The sequence below is a fragment of the Micromonospora sp. PLK6-60 genome (assembly GCF_019890675.1).
Taxonomy (GTDB): domain Bacteria; phylum Actinomycetota; class Actinomycetes; order Mycobacteriales; family Micromonosporaceae; genus Micromonospora.
Map to the genome: position 1 here is coordinate 157,772 of NZ_JAIOAA010000011.1, position 15,307 is coordinate 173,078.

Genomic DNA, 15,307 nt, shown 5'->3' on the forward strand with positions numbered 1-15,307 from the left:
CAGCCGGGCCGCCGCCTGGCGGGCGGCGCTCCGACGGAGAACGCGCAGGTCGCACGCTCTCGGGAGGTTCAGCGTAGGGACCGTCTGTGGTGTTACACACAGTCGAAAGGTTGACGAACGTCCGTCATACGGTGGCGAGCGTGTGCGGGATCTCGTCCAGCAGCTCGCGGGCCAGGAAGCCGATCCGGCCGTACCGGGGGACCAGCCGCTGGCCGCTCACCGCGTGGGCGAACGCGGCCCAGCAGGCGGCCTGGGCCGGCGGCACGCCCCGGGACAGCAGCCCGGCCAGCAGCCCGGCCCGGACGTCGCCGCTGCCGGAGGTGCCCAGCCCGGCGTCGCCGCTCTCCTCCCGCCAGCCCTGCCCGTCCGGGGTGGCGATGTGGCCGTACAACGACACCACCGCGTCGTAGCGGCGGGCCAGCTCGGCGGCCTCCGCGTCCAGGTCGTCGCCGGGCTCCCGGTCGAGCAGGTGCCGGGCCTCGGTCAGGTTCGGGGTGAGCACCGCCGGCCGGCCGGAGCCGACCAGCAGGTCGGGCGTGTGGCTCAGCGCCCCCAGCGCGTACGCGTCGAGGACCAGCGCGGTCTCCGGGCCGGTCGCGTCGAGGATCAGCCGCAGCAGCCGCCGGGTCTCGTCGATGTCGTTGAGGCCCGGGCCGACCGCCACCACCGTCGCCTCCCCGGCCAGCTCGCCCAGCCGGTCACCGGCCTGCCCGGCGACCGCCCCGGTCGGGGTCTCCGGCAGGCCCACGACCAGCGCCTCCGGCACCTGGATGCTCAGCGCCGCGGCAGTCGACTCGGCGGCGGCCAACTGGAGCACACCCGCACCCGCCCGCAGCGCGGCCACCCCGGCCAGCAGCACCGCCCCCGGGGTGAACCGGGAACCGCCGACCACCAGCACCGTGCCCCGGGCGTCCTTGCCCCCGGAGGGTACGGGCAGCGCCCAGTCGCGCAGCAGCGCCGGGGTGATCACCTGCGGTTCAGACCGGTTCGGCATGGACCTCGTCCTCCCTGGTCGGCGTGGCGCCCTGCTGGTGCAGGTGGCCGACGTCGTTGAAGATCTCCGTGACCAGCCGGCCGTCGGGGGCCGCCGACCAGCCGGTCACCGAACAGTTGGCGATCACGTGCTCCCGGGTCAGCGCCATCAGCTCCGCCTCGGTCAGCCCCTCCACCAGATAGCGGAGCAGGAAGACCAGCGCGTCGTGGCCGAACAGCAGCACCCGCTGACCGGCGTGGTCGCGGCGCAGGTCGGCCAGGAGGGCGCGCAGCCGCAGGGCCACGTCCGTCCAGGACTCGCCGCCCGGCGGCCGGTAGTAGAACTTGCCCAGCCGGGCCCGGCGGGTCGCCTCGTCCGGGAAGCGCCGGCGCACCCCGTGCCCGGTGACGCCGTCGAGGATGCCCAGCTCCCGGTCGCGCAGCCGCTCGTCGAGGCTGGCCGGCACGCCGGTGCCCGCGAGCGCCAACTCGGCGGTGCGCACCGCCCGCAGGTACGGCGACACCACCGCCAGGTCCGGCCGGCGCGCCTCGGGCAGGCCGGCCAGCCAGCGGCCGGTGGCCCGGGCCTGCTCCTCACCGGTGGCCGACAGCGGCACGTCGGCGTCCCGGTGGGTCAGCTCGATCAGCTCGGCGCCGGACTGCTCGGCCGCGGTCGCCGCCACGTTCGCCGTGCTCTCGCCGTGCCGGACGATCCAGAGGGCTGCCAGTTCCGCCATGCGGCCACCCGTACCCGGGCGGGCGGGCCGGTAACCGCCCGGTCCGGGCCACGGCCGGGCGTGAACGGGGCGCCGGCGGGTAAGCGCGGGGCGCCACGACAGCGACATGGGGGAGGTGTGCCGTGGCCACGATGGTCAGGGAGCCGGCCAGCCCGGTGAAGGACAAGAACTACGACCTGATCCACGCGGTGCAGATGTCACTTCAGCACATCTGGCAACTGGAGACGTACATCGCCGACGCGGACGCGCGGGGCGACTCGGAACTCGCCACCTGGTTCCGCAAGATCCAGGAGAACAACCGCAAGGCGGGCGAGCAGGGCAAGCAGTTGCTGAAGGACCGGATCATGCAGGAAAACGGCTGAGCCGGACGACGGTGACCGGGCGGGAAGATCCCCGTCCGGTCACCGTCGTGTGCGCGGCTGCGGGGCAGCGGCGGCGGGCGCGCCGGGTGCACCATGTCGGTACGGCCGGCGCCGGCCGTACCGACGGGGAGGTGACGGTCGATGACCGTGCTGCGCGGGCTGCGGGAAGCCCTGGTGTTGATTGTCGTCACGGCGGCGCTCGCCGCGCTCTGCGTCGGGGTCTGGGTGGCCGTCTCCGGTGGCGGATTCGTCCACCGCTTCGGCATCGCGCTGGTGGTGGTCGCGCTGCTGCTGGCGATCACCGGTGACCTGACGCTGAGCCGGATCGGCATGCTGGACGCGCGGACCACCTTCGGCCTGGCGCCGGAGCGGGAGGACGCCGGCGGCGGGCGGGTGCTCACCGGCATCGGGATATTCCTGTTCGTCTCCGTCCCGCTGCTGGTGGTCGGCGTCCTGCTGGCCGGCTGACCGCGCCCGCGTCGGCCCACCGGTCGGCCCCGCGACCGCTACCGTGTGAGGCGTGGCGACACCGGCCGAGGAGATCCGGGTGGGGGAGCGGGTGGTGCGCGTCTCCAGCCCCGACAAGCCCTATTTTCCCGAGCGCGGCCTGACCAAGCTGGACGTGGTCCGCTACTTCCTGGCGGTCGGGGACGGCATCCTGCGCGCGCTGCGCGACCGGCCGACCATGCTGGAGCGCTGGCCGCGCGGCGTCTTCGAGGGCGCCACGATCGCCACCCGGCAGACCAACAAGGGTGACGCGTTCTACCAGAAGCGGCTGCCGGCCGGCGCGCCCGACTGGGTGCGCACCGCGCACATCACCTTTCCCAGCGGCCGGACCGCCGACGAGGTGGCCCCCAGCGAGCTGGCGGTGGTGATCTGGGCGGCCAACCTGGGCACGCTGCGGTTCCACCCGTGGCCGGTGTCCGCCGCCGACGTGGAGCGCCCCGACCAGCTGCGCATCGACCTCGACCCGATGCCGGGGGTGGACTTCGCCCAGGTGGTGCCGGTGGCGCACGAGGTGCGCGCGTTCCTCGACGAGCTGGGGCTGACCGGCTACCCGAAGACCACCGGCGGCCGGGGCATCCACGTCTACCTCTCGATCGAGCCGCGGTGGAGCTTCGGCGAGTGCCGGCGGGCGATGCTGGCGCTGGGCCGCCAGATGCAGCGCCGGCTGCCGGAGCTGGTCACCACCACCTGGTGGCGGGAGCAGCGGGACCGGCCGGTCTTCGTCGACTACAACCAGATGGCCCGGGACCACACGATGACCTCGGCGTACTCGATCCGGCCGACGCCGGCGGCGCTGGTCTCGGCGCCGCTGGAGTGGGCGGAGCTGGACGACGCCCGGCCGGAGGACTTCGACGTGCTGAGCATGCCGGCCCGGTTCGCCGAGCGGGGCGACCCGCACGCCGGGCTGGACGAGCGGCGGTTCTCGCTGGAGCCGCTGCTGGAGCTCGCCGACCGGGAGGGGCTGGCCGCGCCGCCGGAACGCTGAGCGCCTATTCCCAGGGGCTCCGCGCGCCGCCGAACTCCTCGAACACCAGCCAGGTGCGCGTCGACAGCACCCCGGCGATGCTCTGCACCCGCTCCAGCACCACGTTGCGCAGGGTGGCGTTGTCCGGCGCCCGGACCAGCGCCAGCACGTCGTGCTCGCCGCTGAGCAGCGCCACGTGCTCGACGTAACGCACCCGGGCCAGCTCCTCGGACACCTCGCGCCAGGTGTTCTGCTCGATGGTCAGCGCGATGTACGCCGAGGTGCCCAGCCCGGCCGGCTCGGGCGCGACCTGGGCGCGGAATCCGGTGATGACGCCCTCGCGCAGCAGCCGCTCGACCCGGGCGTACGCGTTGGTGCGGGAGACGTGCACCCGCTCGGCGAGGGTACGGATCGACAGCCGGCCGTCCTGGACCAGCTCGGCGAGGATCCGCCGGTCCACCTCGTCCAGCGGTCCGGCCGAACGTCCCGCTCCGGCCGGCAGGCCCGCCTCCGGGCCGGTCTCCTGGCTCATCCCGCCCCCTTCCGGATGCCATTCGTCCCACGTTCATCCTGGATCTTGAGTCAATCATCCGACAGCAGGAGCATAAGGGTCACCACACGTCCAGGAGGTCCTTGTCGTGACGACCACACCCCAGGCGGTCCGCAGGGCATCCCCGCGCTCCCGCCGCCCGGCCGACGCGCCGGTGGCCACCGCCGCCGCGCCCGTCGCCGACCCGTCCGCCGGGCTGCTACCGGCCACCGAGCCGGTCCGCCTGCTCGACCCGAGCGGCACCCCGCTGCCGGCCCGGGACGACTACCCGGAGCCGCCCGTGGCGGAGCTGCGCGAGCTGTACCGCCGGATGGTGGTCGGTCGGCGCTTCGACATCCAGGCCACCGCCCTGACCAAGCAGGGCAAGCTCGCCGTCTACCCGTCCTCGCGCGGCCAGGAGGCCTGCCAGGTCGGCGCGGTCCTCGCCCTGCGCGAGGGCGACTGGGTCTTCCCGACCTACCGCGAGTCGATGGCGCTGACCGCCCGGGGCATCGACCCGGTCGAGGTGCTCACCCTGCTGCGCGGCGACTGGCACTGCGGCTACGACCCGGCCGCGATGCGCACCGCGCCGCAGTGCACCCCCCTCGCGACCCAGTGCGTGCACGCCGCCGGGCTGGCCTACGGCGAGGCGTACCAGGGGCGGGACACCGTCGCGCTGGCCTTCATCGGTGACGGCGCCACCAGCGAGGGCGACTTCCACGAGGGGCTCAACTTCGCGGCCGTGTTCAAGGCCCCGGTGGTTTTCTTCGTGCAGAACAACAAGTACGCGATCAGCGTCCCGCTGTCCCGGCAGACCGCCGCGCCGAGCCTGGCCTACAAGGGCGTCGGCTACGGCGTGCCCAGCGAGCAGGTCGACGGCAACGACCCGGTCGCCGTGCTGGCTGTGCTCACCCGCGCGGTGCAGCACGCCCGGTCCGGCCGGGGACCGTTCCTCATCGAGGCGCACACCTACCGGATGGAGGCGCACACCAACGCCGACGACGCCACCCGGTACCGCGACGGCGCCGAGGTGGACGCCTGGCGCGACCGGGACCCGGTCGCCCGGCTGGAGACGTACCTGCGCGAGCGCGGCGAGCTGGACGACGCCGCCGTGGCGGCGATCGCCGAGCAGGCCGAGGCGTACGCGGCCGACCTGCGGGAGCGGATGCACGACAAGCCGGCCGTCGACCCGATGAGCCTGTTCGACCACGTCTACGCCGAGCCCACCCCGCAGCTGGTCGAGCAGCGCGAGCAGGTCCGCGCGGAGCTGGCCGCCGACTCCGACCAGGAGGGTGCGCGCTGATGGCCACCACCACCATGGCGAAGGCGCTCAACGCGGCGCTGGCCGACGCGATGGCCGACGACGAGCGGGTGCTCGTCTTCGGTGAGGACGTCGGGCAGCTCGGTGGCGTCTTCCGGATCACCGACGGGCTCCAGGCCCGGTTCGGCGACAAGCGCTGCTTCGACACCCCGCTGGCCGAGTCCGGCATCGTCGGCTTCGCCGTCGGCCTGGCGATGACCGGGTTGCGGCCGGTGGTCGAGATGCAGTTCGACGCCTTCGGCTACCCCGCCTTCGAGCAGATCGCCTCGCACGTGGCGAAGCTGCGCAACCGCACCCGCGGCGCGCTCAGCGTGCCGATCGTGATCCGGGTGCCGTACGCCGGCGGCATCGGTGGCGTCGAGCACCACTGCGACTCGTCCGAGGCGTACTACGCGCACACCCCGGGCCTGAAGGTGGTCACCCCGGCCACCGTCGACGACGCGTACTCGCTGCTGCGCGAGGCGATCGAGGACCCGGACCCGGTCGTGTTCATGGAGCCGAAGAAGCTCTACTTCTCCAGCGCCGAGGCGGAGCTGCCGGCGCGTACCGCGCCGTTCGGCAAGGCCGTGGTGCGCCGGGCCGGCACCGACGCCACCCTGGTCGCGTACGGCCCGGCCGTGCCGGTCGCGTTGGAGGCCGCCGAGGCCGCCCGCGAGGAGGGCTGGGACCTGGAGGTCGTCGATGTCCGCAGCATCGTGCCGTTCGACGACGCCACCGTCACCGCCTCGGTCCGCCGGACCGGCCGGTGCGTGGTGATCCAGGAGGCGCAGGGCTTCGCCGGGGTCGGCGCGGAGATCGCCGCCCGGGTGCAGGAGCGCTGCTTCCACGCCCTGCACGCCCCGGTGCTGCGGGTGTCCGGCCTGGACATCCCGTACCCGGCGCCGATGCTGGAGCACACCCACCTGCCCTCGGTCGACCGGGTGCTCGACACGGTGGCCCGACTCCAGTGGGACGACCAGCCCGACAGCCGGTGGGTGGCGGCATGAGCGCACGCACCGAGCGCAGCGAGGGCCGTGCGGGCATGCCCGGTCAGCACGGCATGAGCGCCAGCGCTGTCGGGAACCGCGACTTCCTCCTGCCGGACCTGGGCGAGGGGTTGAGCGAGGCGGAGATCGTCGAGTGGCGGGTCGCCGTGGGCGACGTGGTCACCGTGGACCAGACCGTGGTCGAGGTGGAGACCGCCAAGGCCGTCGTCGACGTGCCCTGCCCGTACGCCGGGCGGGTGGTGGCCCTGCACGGCGCGGCCGGTGAGGTCCGCCCGGTCGGCCAGCCACTGATCACCATCGCGCCGCTGGACGCGGACGGCGACGACCCGCACGCCACCTACCGCGAGGAGGAACGGGCCGGTTCCGGCAACGTCCTCATCGGCTACGGCACCGGCCACGGCGGCGCGGGCCGGCGCCGCCGCCGGCCCCGGCTGGCTGTGGCGCCGGAACCCTCGGCGGGCGTCGGGGCCGACGGCGCGGCCGGTGCGGCGCCGGCCAAGCCGGACACCGACGGGTCCGCCCCGGTGGCCGGCGCACCGACGGCCACCGACGCGGCGTCCGGGCCGGCCGGCGGCGCGCCGCTGGTCATCTCGCCGATCGTCCGGCGGCTGGCGAAGGAGCGCGGCGTCGACCTGGGGTCGCTGACCGGCACCGGGCCCGGCGGCGTGATCCGCCGCGCCGACGTGGAGGCGGCGCTGAGCGCGCCCGCCCCGCGGCTCACCGCGGTGCCCGACGCCCCGGCGGCGCACGTCGGGCTCGCCCCGGCCGGCGACACCGTCATCCCGCTCACCGGCATCCGCAAGGTGATCGCGGACAAGCTGTCCCGCAGCCGCCGGGAGATCCCGGAGGTGACCATCTGGGTGGACGTCGACGCGACCGGGCTGTTGGCGACCCGGGCCGCCATCAACGCGGCCACCCCCGACCAGCCGGTGAGCATCCTGGCCCTGCTGGCCCGGATCTGTCTCAGTGGGCTGCGGAGGTTCCCCCAGCTCAACGCGCAGGTGGACACCGAGGGTCAGCGGATCGTCCAGTCCGCCGGGGTGCACCTGGGCATCGCCGCGCAGACCGACCGGGGCCTGCTGGTGCCGGTGCTGCGCGACGCGCAGCGGCTCACCACCCGGGAACTCGCCGCCGCGCTCACCGACACCACGGCGGCGGCCCGCGCCGGCACCCTGCCGCCGGCCCGGCTCAACGGCGGCACCTTCACGCTGAACAACTACGGGGTGTTCGGTGTGGACGGTTCCACCCCGATCATCAACCACCCGGAGGCGGCGCTGCTCGGGGTGGGCCGGATCGTGGACAAGCCGTGGGTGGTCGACGGGCAACTCGCGGTGCGCAAGGTGACCCAGCTCAGCCTCACCTTCGACCACCGGGTCTGCGACGGCGGCGTGGCCGGCGGTTTCCTGCGGCACGTCGCCGACTGCGTCGAGCAACCGGCACTGCTGGTGGCGAACGTCTGACCCGCCACGCCCCCGGCCCCGGCACCGCCCACCCTCCGGTGCCGGGGCCGCGGTCGTGGCGCCGGGAGTTTCTTCCGGCCCCGAGCGGGAACGCTGGCCCGGTCGCAGGGGGAGGAGGGCGATGACGTTCCCGCACATCGCCGCCCCGGGCAGGGGAAGCACCCATCCGGTGGCCGGCGCGCCGCTGCTGTGCAACGCGCTCGAACACGGCCTCGCCGGGGACGGCACCACCAACGACCAGCCGGCGCTCGCCGCGCTGGTGGACCGTCTCGGCGACGCGTACGCGGCGGACGGGCGGGCGCGGGTGATCTACTGCCCGCCCGGCGTCTACTCGATCCGGGACGCGGGCACGGTGTGGCGGGCCGGGGTGTCGCTGGTCGGCGCCGGTCCCGGCGCGACCCGGTTCCTGCTCAGCAACGCGGGCAACCGCGCCGACCCCACCCCGCTGGCGTTCTACACCGCCGCGCTGCACGACGCCGACCCGCAGCGCCACCTGGAATACTGCACCTTCGCCGACTTCGAGATCGACGGCTCCGGGGTGGCGATGGCCGAGTACAACCCGCTCGCCAAGGGACTGGGCCTGCAGTACGTCGTGCGCGGCGTGTTCCGCAACCTCTACATTCACCACACCGCCGCCACCGGCCTGGGCTGCGACTTCCTCCAGGACTGCCTGATCGACGGGGTGCTGGTGGTCGGCTGCGGCCGGCTGGACAACGGCACCGAGATGGGCGGCGCGGGCATCGGCATCGGCGTGGGCGGGTGGGGCAGCGTCGAGCGGGCCAACGTGGTCAACTGCTCGGCCGTCGGCAACGCCACCAACGGCATCTTCTTCGAGTTGCAGGTGGAGGGCGCGCTGCGCCCCCGGGGCCTGCGGGTGATCGGCTGCCACGCCGAGGGCAACCGGTTCGGCGTCTCCGACTGGGGGGCCAACGGGCTGATCGTGTCGGCCTGCACGATGACCGGGAACGTGGAGGCCGGCTTCCACGTCTCCGCCAAGGGCACCACCAGCACGGCCGGTCGGGGCGGCATCCTCAGCGACTGCGTCATCGACGGCAACCTGCGCGACGGGATCAGCATCGGCAACACACCCGGCCCGTACACCATCCGGGGCAACCGGATCAGCGGCAACGGCCGGTACGGCTACCACCAGCGCAGCCTGGGTGGTGAGCAGCAGGAGTGCGCCCGGGAGATCGTCATCGACGGCAACGACTTCTACGGCAACAGCCTGGACGCCATCCGGCTCGACCGGCCCATCCGGGACGCGCTGATCACCAACAACCGGATCCGGGCCAACGGACGCCAGTGCGGCACCGGCAGCCGGGGTGGCGGGGATTCGGTCCGGTACAGCGAGAAGACCGCCGTCGACCGCCGCGCGACCTGGCAACACGACGAGCATCGCGGCAAGGTGCTCCGGGTGGGCGAGCGGGTGGCGGTGGTGGCGGCCAACGACTCGACCGACCTGCACCTGGCCCCCAACCGACCGGGTGCCTTCACCGCGTGGAGCGCGGACACCCCGGCGCCGGGCACCCCGTACGAGCTGCCCGCGGCGCCGGACGTCCGGGCCGGCATCACCGTCGACGCCGCCCTGGACGCCGCCACCATCCGGGCCAACCGGATCTGGGACAGCCACGAGCCGCAGACCCAGACCCACGGGATCTGGGTCACCGAGCACGGCAGTTGCGTGTCCTGCCGGGTGGAGGAGAACGACCTCGCCGGCAACGCCGAGGCGCCGATCCGGCTGGACACCCCGCCGGTGGGCGGCCGGTGGGAACGCAACCACGGCGACGAGGCGCGGGACTGAGGCCGGTGGTCGTCCGGGCTCGCCGGATCCGGTCGGAACGGGGCGGCCGGCACCGGAGCGGGCGAGGTGGACCCGGACCGGTCCCGAGCGGCTGATCGGGGTCGCCCCGGGGCGAGCGCGGCCGATCGGCCTCGGCCGGGGACGACGAGGGCCGGGACGGCAGCAGGCGGGCGCAAAGTGCATTCGGACCCCATTGTCGAGCAATTACTGAAATAGCGGCGGCCGACTTCGGGCAATTCTCGGAAGTGCGCATACGCAGTTCGGTGAGCTGCTCACAATGGGCGGGAATGCAGCCGGAACGGGGAGCGCGTGATGAATTTGAGGCGAGGGGTGGGACTGCTCGCGGCGGTCGTCGTCATGGTGCCGACGGGATGCACCGCGCAACGAAAGGCGGCCGACCGGGCCGAGGCCCGGGACCAGGCGGTCGCGGTCACCGTCACGCCGGCCGACAAGACCCGCGACGTCCCGATCAGCGCCGAGGTGGGAACCTCGGTCCAGCACGGCCGGATCACCTCGGTGAAGCTCACCGACGACAAGGGCGGGCAGGTGGCCGGCGCGCCCCGCGAGGACGGGTCGAGCTGGGTGCCGAGCAAGCCGCTGCAGAACGGGCGTACGTACACCGCGGAGGTGACGGCCACCGGGGCGAAGGGGCGGACCGCCACCCGCGCCACCACGTTCACCACCGCCAAGAAATCCGACAAACAGGCGATCACCAGCGTCCTCTATTTCGCCGGAAATCAGACGTACGGAACGGCGATGCCGGTAACCGTCGCCTTCGAGCCGGCAATTCCCAAAGAGGCCAGGGCGGCGGTGCAACGACGTTTGTTCGTGAAGACCGACCCGCCGCAGCCGGGCACCTGGTCGTGGCTGGAGGACGGCACCCAGGTCTACTACCGGGCCCCGGACTTCTGGCGCCCGGGCACGAAGATCAGTGTCCGGTCCGCCCTGGAAGGGCTGCCGATCGGCAAGGAGTACGTCGGCGACAGCGACCGGAGCTCGACCTCGAAGATCGGCCGGCAGGTCAACCTGAAGATCGACAACGCCACCAAGCAGATGTCGGTCTACCAGGACGGCAAGCTGACCCGCAAGATCCCGGTCAGCCTCGGCAAGCCGAGCACGCCCAGCTCCAGCGGCAAGATGGTGATCATGGAGAAGCACCAGCAGACCACCTTCGACACCCGCGGCGAACCCGACGGCGGCTACGTCGTCGACGTGGAGGACGCCCAGCGGTACACCTGGGGCGGCGAGTTCATCCACGCCGCGCCCTGGTCGGAGGGGGATCAGGGCTACACCAACGTGTCGCACGGCTGCGCCAACGTCTCCTCCGCGGCGGCGGACTGGCTGATGGGCGTCACGCAGGTCGGCGACCTCATCGAGGTCGAGGGCACCGAGGTGCCGCTGCGGCCGGGCAACGGCTGGACGGCCTGGAACGTCAGCTGGGACGAGTTCGCCAAGGGCAGCGCGCTGCCGGTGCCCGCCGGGCTGAAGCCCTCGCCCACCCCGACCACGCCGCACCCCGGTGCGGTGGCCGGCGGCTCGCCGGAACCGGCCCCGTCGGGCAGTGGCGGCTGACGGCACAGGGAGGAACGGCCGCGAACCGGCCGGCTCGGCGCCCACCGGCACCGGGCCGGCCGCGCCGTTCCCGCCCCGCCTCGCTCTCCGCGGACCCGTCCCGGGATGGGCCGGGATGCCGCAACTCGGCCTGACCCGCCCCCGGGTCGGGCTGGTGGCCGCTGGCGTCGGGCTGGGTGGCGCGGGTCAGCCCAGTGGGACCCGGGCGATCCCCGACCCGGTGAGGCTGCCCAGCCAGAGCTGGTCGCGATGCTGCCGTACCCCGGTGATCATCGGGTACCGCCCGGCCGGGCCGTGCAGGGTGCGCAGCACCCGACCGTCGCCGTCGACCAGCGCGACCAGGCCGTACCGGGCTGGGCGGGGCTGCGCGGCGGTCGGCAGCAGCGCCACCAGCTGGCGGACCCGCGGGTGCGGCAGGAGCCGCTCCACGATCGCCCGGCGTGGGCTGGGCAGGGCGATCCAGTACGTCCCGTCGCCCACCGCCGCGAGATTGTCCGGGTACGCAGGCAGATCCGCCAGCACGGTCACCGCGCCGTCGGGCAGGCCGACCCGCAGCAGCCGGTGGGTGGCGGTCTCGGCGACCAGCAGCGCGGCGCCGTCCGGGGTGAGGGCGATGCCGTTGGGGAAGTACAGCCCGGCCACCACCACCTCGGTGCGCCCGGAGTCCGGCTGGTAGGCGAGCACCTTGCCGTTGGGGCGGTGCTCCAGCAGGTCCCGCCGCCAGTGCTCGACGGGGAACCGGTCGCTGCTGTCGGTGAAGTAGATCGTCCCGTCCGGCGCGACCGTGGCGTTGTCGGCCAGGTGCACCGGCGACCCGGCCCCGCTGAGCCGGCGTACCGCCCCGTCGGGCGTGACCCGCAGCAGGCCCTGGTACGCGTCGCAGATGACCAGGGTGCCGTCGGTCGGGTCCAACTCGATGCCGAGCGGCCGGCCGTCGGTCTCGGCCAGCAGCCGGGGCCGGGTGCCCGGTTCGGCGTCGGCCGGCCACCACCACAGCCGGCCGTCCTCGTCGCCGCTGATCACCCGGCCGTCCGGGTGCACCAGCACGTCCTCCGGCCCGTGCGCGCCGTCCGGCAGCGGGAACGTGTCGGCCGCGTCGAGCCGGCGGTCGTCCGGCGCCCACGGCCCGTCCAGCGGCGGAGGCACGGTGGCCGGCTCGCGGACCGGCCGGATCAGCCGGGGAGCGCGGGGGCGGGGCGTACGGGGGCGGGGCACGGCCATCCGCTCATTCTGGCCCGGCGACCCGGCCGGTGCGGACCGGCGACGGGTCCCGGGCCGGGCGTGTCGCGTTCCCGAGGCGCGCGGCCGGGCCGGTGTCGGGGTGCGCCCCGAGGCGTCTGGGGGGCGACCCTGGACCTTCCCGGAGACGGGCGTCTCAGCCGGCCGGAATTGTCGGTGGCAGGGGATAGATTCGGGGCATGGAGCAGCACAGCGACCGCTTCGAGGTCACCGTCAGCGTGGGGGACGGGGCCGTCGACGTGTGGGCCGTCGGCGAGGTCGACATCGCCACCGTCGGGGCGCTGCGCGCCGCGCTCTGGGCGGCTCCGGCCCGGCCGGTGCTCCGGCTGCACCTGGCCCGGGTCCCGCTGCTCTCCGCCGCCGGGATCCGCGCGGTGGTCGCCGCCCACCTGCGGGTGCGGGCGCGCGGCGGCGAGCTGGTGCTGGTCGACCCGACGCCCACCGTGCAGCGGGTGCTGCGCACCACCGGCCTGCACCGGGTGCTGGAGATCCGCACCTGCGGGCCGGGCGAGGTGGCGCTCGCGGCGTGACGCCGGGCCGACCGGCGTGCGATCGGTGGCTGCCGTCGGCGGGTCAGCCGACGTCGAGCAGGTCGACGACGAAGACCAGGGTCTCGTTCGGCTTGATCACGCCACCCGCGCCCCGGGCCCCGTAGCCCAGGTGCGGCGGGATGGTCAGCTTCCGCCGGCCGCCGACCCGCATGCCGACCACGCCCTGGTCCCAGCCGGCGATGACCTGGCCGCCGCCGAGCGGGAAGGCGAACGGCTCGCCCCGGTTCCACGAGGAGTCGAACTCGCCGCCGGTGGAGTGGGAGACCCCGACGTAGTGCACCGTGGCCAGCTGGCCCGGCTGGGCCTCGGGGCCGTCGCCGACGGTGAGGTCCTCGACGACCAGTTCGGCCGGCGGGGCGCCCTCGATCGGGCCGACCTCCGGCTTACCTGCCTGTGGCATGTTCATGCGCGCTCTCCCACCTCGGTGATGTCTGCGGTCCGCAGTCGATCCTGCCGGATAGCGCGGCGCCGATACCCGCCGGTCCCGGTGGACACGCGCGGGTGGACGTGCCGGGCCTGCGAGGGGGCAGGCGGCACAGCGCGATCAGCTACCGGCCACGACGAGTGCCAGCCCGGCGAGGACGAGGGCGTAGGGGCCCCAGAAGTACCGTTCCCACGGGCTGCGGGAGGCGACGTTCATCAGCGCCCCGAGCACCAGCAGTCCGAACAGGACCCAGGTGGCCCATGTGGTCCAGGCGGCCGGCGGCATCGGTCCGAGACCGACCCGGGCCAGCACCACCAACGCGGCGAACGACCAGACGAGCATGGCGAGGACGCTTGCCGCGCGGAACCTGGCCGGCAGCCGCCCGGAGATCGTGCCGCCCCAGGCCGCCCGGCCGAGCGGGGCGCCCACGGCGAGCACGAGCTGGAACAGTGCGATGCCGGCGCAGGCGGCGGCAGCGGCGAGGGCGGCGCGCTCGGGCGGCAGGATGTGCATGATCGCCCTCATCCGGTCTCGTTCCGGTCTGCGGGGGCGGGCGGCGCGGCGTCCAGCACGGCCAGGCTCTCGTCCGCCCAGGCGAGGGTGGCCCGCGCGCTGTGCCGGCCGGCGGAGACGGTGAGCAGCCAGAACAGCATGTCGTCCGAGTGTTGCGTTTCGCCGGCCACCTGCGCGGCGATCGCGTCGAACTCGTCCAGCCGGCGTTGGGCATCGACTCTGGCCTGCGCGATGAGCGCGCGGCACGCCTCGACCCCGAGGCTGCGGCCGAAGAACAGGCGCAGGAGCAGGCCGTTTCGCGGCGGAGTGGCCTGGACGGGCTGCCGGAGCAGGTCCCGTAGCCGTTCGGTGCCGGACGTTGTGATGGCGAACAGCGACGAGCCGGCCCGGGTGGAACCACCTCGGGTCACGTGGCCGTGGCGTTCCAGCGTGGCCAACGTCGGATAGATCTGGCCGAAGCTCTCGCTCCAGAAGTGCCCCAGCACGTCGCGGATCGCTTCCCGCAGCGCGTAGCCGGTCATCGGCTCGATGCTCAGCGCACCCAGCACGGCCATCTCGGTCTGGCTCCCCCGCGCGCCCGCCATGGCAACCCACCCTCCGCCCATATCTGGCAGATATATCTACCAGAGAGAGCCCGCACGGGGCAACCCGTCCGGGAGCCGGCACGTGCGAGGCGGGCGCCACCTGTCGGTGACGCCCGCCTCGGGGGAGGTGTTCAGCGGAGCCAGGGGAGCCGCGTGACGATCGGGAGCTTCGCCCACGCCCGGCCCAGGCCGAGGGTGTTCCCGGCGCCGACCAGGGCCAGCGCGGCCAGCAGACCCGCGTAGATCAGGTGGTCGTCCATGAACGGGTTGTTCTCGGGGGGCAGCACGGCCGTCCACATCATGACCAGCAGGAGACCGCCGGTGACCGCGGCGATCCGCATCCCGATGCCGAGGATCAGGGCCACGCCGATGCCCAGCAGGCCCAGCATGAACAGCCAGTCCGCCCAGGCCGCACCGGCGATGCCGTGGTAGAAGCCCTCGAACGGGCCGGCGGTGCCGAAGGCGAGGAAGCCCTTGGTCGGGCTGCCCCCGTTGAGCCAGGCGTTCTTCGCCGGGGTGGCGTGCCCCAGGCCGAACAGCTTGTCGACGAACGCCCAGAGGAAGATCCAGCCCAGCGCGATCCGGAGCCCGGCGAAGACGTACCGGGTGGCCTTCTCACGGGTGGTCTCGGCCGCCGGAGCGATGTTGTCGGCGGTGGTCCGCTCGATTGTCGCGGTCATGGTCTCCACGTCCTTTCCTGTGCCTCGCACCGCGCTTCCCGGTGGCAACTCCATTGCACGCCCGCCGGTGCCGGGCGGGCAGGGCCGACCGGGCCCTGCCGGCCC

The 15,307-nt window shown here is 74.0% G+C and carries 17 protein-coding genes; 9 read left to right on the forward strand and 8 right to left on the reverse strand.

The genetic code is table 11. The features are described 5' to 3' along the window. Positions 1-124: 124 nt before the first annotated feature. On the reverse strand, positions 125-994 hold the full coding sequence (locus tag K7640_RS20865) for an NAD(P)H-hydrate dehydratase (RefSeq protein ID WP_222956554.1): 870 nt from the start codon (positions 992-994) through the stop codon (positions 125-127). After that, the gene (locus tag K7640_RS20870) at positions 978-1,709 is read right to left on the reverse strand and encodes a histidine phosphatase family protein (protein ID WP_222956555.1); all 732 of its coding nucleotides are present in this window, start codon (positions 1,707-1,709) and stop codon (positions 978-980) included. Before K7640_RS20870 ends, K7640_RS20865 begins: the two co-directional genes overlap by 17 nt. 131 nt (positions 1,710-1,840) lie before the next feature. Between K7640_RS20870 and K7640_RS20875 the strand changes: the two genes are divergently transcribed. The 3 genes from K7640_RS20875 (at position 1,841) to K7640_RS20885 (ending at position 3,563) form a co-directional block, all read left to right on the forward strand. Then, positions 1,841-2,071: a hypothetical protein gene (locus K7640_RS20875; RefSeq protein ID WP_222956589.1), complete on the forward strand. Its 231-nt coding sequence runs from the start codon at positions 1,841-1,843 to the stop codon at positions 2,069-2,071. A 141-nt stretch (positions 2,072-2,212) separates the two neighbouring features. Beyond that, entirely contained in the window at positions 2,213-2,539 is a 327-nt protein-coding gene (locus K7640_RS20880) for a hypothetical protein (RefSeq protein ID WP_222956556.1), read from the forward strand. A 52-nt stretch (positions 2,540-2,591) separates the two neighbouring features. Further along, positions 2,592-3,563: a DNA polymerase domain-containing protein gene (locus K7640_RS20885; RefSeq protein ID WP_222956557.1), complete on the forward strand. Its 972-nt coding sequence runs from the start codon at positions 2,592-2,594 to the stop codon at positions 3,561-3,563. Positions 3,564-3,567: 4 nt separating this feature from the next. Here K7640_RS20885 and K7640_RS20890 read toward each other — a convergent pair whose 3' ends face one another. Continuing rightward, positions 3,568-4,074, reverse strand: coding sequence for an Lrp/AsnC family transcriptional regulator (locus tag K7640_RS20890; RefSeq protein WP_222956558.1), 507 nt, complete (start codon positions 4,072-4,074; stop codon positions 3,568-3,570). 106 nt (positions 4,075-4,180) lie between these two features. Here K7640_RS20890 and pdhA point away from each other — a divergent pair, with 106 nt between their 5' ends. From pdhA to K7640_RS20915, 5 genes are all read left to right on the forward strand, one after another. Beyond that, on the forward strand, positions 4,181-5,374 hold the full coding sequence (gene pdhA, locus K7640_RS20895; protein ID WP_222956559.1) for a pyruvate dehydrogenase (acetyl-transferring) E1 component subunit alpha: 1,194 nt from the start codon (positions 4,181-4,183) through the stop codon (positions 5,372-5,374). Beyond that, positions 5,374-6,378 carry an alpha-ketoacid dehydrogenase subunit beta gene (locus K7640_RS20900; RefSeq protein ID WP_222956560.1) on the forward strand — a complete coding sequence of 335 codons (1,005 nt, stop codon included), beginning with the start codon at positions 5,374-5,376 and terminating at the stop codon, positions 6,376-6,378. Before pdhA ends, K7640_RS20900 begins: the two co-directional genes overlap by 1 nt. A 53-nt stretch (positions 6,379-6,431) precedes the next feature. Beyond that, complete coding sequence (locus tag K7640_RS20905) at positions 6,432-7,838, forward strand: dihydrolipoamide acetyltransferase family protein (protein WP_222956590.1); 1,407 nt, start codon at positions 6,432-6,434, stop codon at positions 7,836-7,838. Positions 7,839-7,959: 121 nt separating this feature from the next. Continuing rightward, the gene (locus tag K7640_RS20910) at positions 7,960-9,639 is read left to right on the forward strand and encodes a right-handed parallel beta-helix repeat-containing protein (protein WP_222956561.1); all 1,680 of its coding nucleotides are present in this window, start codon (positions 7,960-7,962) and stop codon (positions 9,637-9,639) included. 312 nt (positions 9,640-9,951) lie between these two features. After that, positions 9,952-11,211, forward strand: coding sequence for an Ig-like domain-containing protein (locus tag K7640_RS20915; RefSeq protein ID WP_222956562.1), 1,260 nt, complete (start codon positions 9,952-9,954; stop codon positions 11,209-11,211). A gap of 186 nt (positions 11,212-11,397) precedes the next feature. Here K7640_RS20915 and K7640_RS20920 read toward each other — a convergent pair whose 3' ends face one another. Continuing rightward, entirely contained in the window at positions 11,398-12,432 is a 1,035-nt protein-coding gene (locus tag K7640_RS20920; RefSeq protein WP_222956563.1) for an SMP-30/gluconolactonase/LRE family protein, read from the reverse strand. Between the two features lie 197 nt (positions 12,433-12,629). Between K7640_RS20920 and K7640_RS20925 the strand changes: the two genes are divergently transcribed. Then, complete coding sequence (locus K7640_RS20925) at positions 12,630-12,980, forward strand: STAS domain-containing protein (RefSeq protein ID WP_222956564.1); 351 nt, start codon at positions 12,630-12,632, stop codon at positions 12,978-12,980. A gap of 43 nt (positions 12,981-13,023) precedes the next feature. Here the strand turns inward: K7640_RS20925 and K7640_RS20930 are convergent, their stop codons facing one another. The 4 genes from K7640_RS20930 to K7640_RS20945 form a co-directional block, all read right to left on the reverse strand. Beyond that, the gene (locus tag K7640_RS20930) at positions 13,024-13,401 is read right to left on the reverse strand and encodes an FKBP-type peptidyl-prolyl cis-trans isomerase (RefSeq protein ID WP_222956591.1); all 378 of its coding nucleotides are present in this window, start codon (positions 13,399-13,401) and stop codon (positions 13,024-13,026) included. Between the two features lie 144 nt (positions 13,402-13,545). Beyond that, positions 13,546-13,950 carry a hypothetical protein gene (locus K7640_RS20935; protein ID WP_222956565.1) on the reverse strand — a complete coding sequence of 135 codons (405 nt, stop codon included), beginning with the start codon at positions 13,948-13,950 and terminating at the stop codon, positions 13,546-13,548. Next, positions 13,947-14,522 carry a PadR family transcriptional regulator gene (locus tag K7640_RS20940; protein ID WP_222956566.1) on the reverse strand — a complete coding sequence of 192 codons (576 nt, stop codon included), beginning with the start codon at positions 14,520-14,522 and terminating at the stop codon, positions 13,947-13,949. Before K7640_RS20940 ends, K7640_RS20935 begins: the two co-directional genes overlap by 4 nt. Positions 14,523-14,653: 131 nt before the next feature. Next, a complete protein-coding gene (locus tag K7640_RS20945) occupies positions 14,654-15,211 on the reverse strand; it encodes a DoxX family membrane protein (protein ID WP_222956567.1) in 558 nt (185 codons plus the stop codon). Between the last annotated feature and the right edge of the window lie 96 nt (positions 15,212-15,307).